Below are 2,048 nucleotides of genomic sequence, written 5' to 3'. Positions count from 1 at the left end.
AGGACGGCCTCGGCGTCGCGATCGCGCTCGTCGACGGGGTGACCGCGCAGTCCCCGCTCGGGGTCGTCGTCGTCGCGCTCGCGGTCGCGGTCGGCGACCTCCTCCTGCGCGCGCCGCTGCGCTGGTTCGCAGCCGTGGCGGGGGCGATGGGCGCGCTGGTCGCCGGGCTCGTCGTGCAGGTCGCGGTCGCCTGGGTCGCGCTCGCGTACGCCCCCGGGATCGAGCTCGACTCGGCGTGGGACACCGCGGCCGTCCTCGTCGTGACGGCGGTCGTCATGGCCGCAGCCCGCTGGGTGTGGGGCGCGAACGACAGCGACTACGTGATCGCCGACGTGCTCCGACGCGCGCGACGGCACGCCCGCCGGTCGGGGACGGTGCCTGACGGCACGCGCCAGGCCGGTCTGCTCGTCGTGCAGCTCGACGGCGTCGCCGAGCCCGTGCTCCAGCAGGCGATCGAGGCAGGCCTCGCGCCGACCGTGCAGCGCTGGCTGACCGACGGCACGCACCGGCTCGAGCAGTGGTGGGCGCGCGTCCCGTCCACGACGCCCGCCAGCCAGGCGGGGCTCCTGCACGGCGACTCGACGCAGATCCCGGCGTTCCGCTGGTGGGACCGGGGGCTCGGCCGGCTGGTCGTCACGAACCACCCGGTCGACGCGGCGCTCGTCGAGACCCGGCTGACGACCGGGAAGGGACTGCTCGCGGGAGGCGGCACCGCGGTGTCGACCATGTTCTCCGGCGACGCCGCGTCGGCGTACGTCGTGATGAGCCGCACGCGCAGCCGCGGGCCCGACGGCGAGCGCGCCGGGCTCGGGCCGGGACCGTCGTTCCTGCGCTTCTTCGCGAGCCCGTTCGTGCTCGCGCGCGCGGTCAGCCTGTCGCTCGGCGAGATGGTCAAGGAGCTCTACCAGGCCCGCCGCCAGCGTGTGCGCGACGTGCGACCGCGGATCTCGCGCGGCGGGTGGTACGTCGTGCTGCGGGGCGTCACGAACGTGCTGATGCGCGACCTGTCGACGTCCCTCGTCGCCGAGGCGCTCATGCGGGGCGACCCGACGATCTACGTCGACCTGGTGGACTACGACGAGATCGCGCACCACGCCGGCCCGACGCGACCCGAGTCGATGCGCTCGCTCGAGGGGCTCGACCGGGTCCTGCGCACGCTCGAGGCGGTGTGCGCCGTCGCGCCGCGCTCCTACCGGGTCGTCGTGCTGTCCGACCACGGGCAGGCGCTCGGCCCGACGTTCGAGGACGTCGAGGGCCGCAGCCTCCTCGACACCGTGCGCGCGCTCATGGCGACGCCCGCCGCACCGGGTGTGCAGAGCGGCACGGGCGAGGACTGGGGTCCGCTCAACGCGCTCCTGACGTCCGCGTTCGGCGGCGGCCGCACGGCGACGGTCGTCGGTCCCGACGCCCGAGCGCGCGACGCGGGGGAGGCGACGGCGGGCGGCGAGGTGCCCGAGGTCGTCGTCGTGGGTTCGGGCAACCTCGGCCTCGTGTGGTTCCCGCACGCGTCGCACCGCCTCGTCCTCGAGGACCTGCAGGAGCGTTGGCCGGGGCTCGTCGTCGGGCTCGCGGCGGTGCCGACCGTCGGCGTCGTCGTGGCCGACACGCGCGACCGCGGGCTCGTGGCGATCGGTGCGCGCGGCCTCGTGCTGCTCGAGCAGGACGACGTCGAGCCCGAGGGCGAGGACCCGCTCGCGCACTACGGCCCGCGCGGGCGCGCCGACCTCGTGCGGGCGGCCCGGCTCGCGCACTCCGGGGACCTGCTGCTCGTGTCGACCGTGTCGGACCGCGGCCACATCCACGCGTTCGAGGGGCAGGTCGGCTCGCACGGCGGGATCGGCGGCGACCAGAACCGTGCGCTGCTGCTGCACCCGACGGACTGGCCCGTCGACGACGACCTGCGCGAGGACGTCGGGTCGCTGCGGCCCTGAACCACCCCGCGATCGTCGCGGTCTACGACACCGGCGAGGACGTCTTCACCGAGCCGACGGGCGTCGTCGCGCACGTGCCGTTCATCGTCATGGAGTACGTCGAGGGTCACACCGTCC

General features: G+C 75.3%; 1 protein-coding gene. It reads left to right on the top strand.

Going from position 1 to position 2,048, the window contains the following annotated elements:
• Positions 1 to 1,931: alkaline phosphatase family protein (locus HGA02_RS17570; protein ID WP_168680522.1), on the top strand; the 1,931-nt coding region annotated here is incomplete at its 5' end.
• Positions 1,932 to 2,048 lie beyond the last annotated feature (117 nt).

This window comes from Cellulomonas septica, from assembly GCF_012396155.1.
Taxonomy (GTDB): domain Bacteria; phylum Actinomycetota; class Actinomycetes; order Actinomycetales; family Cellulomonadaceae; genus Cellulomonas; species Cellulomonas septica.
The sequence above is the reverse complement of the archived record's forward strand: the minus strand, read 5'-3'. Positions and strand labels throughout refer to the sequence as shown.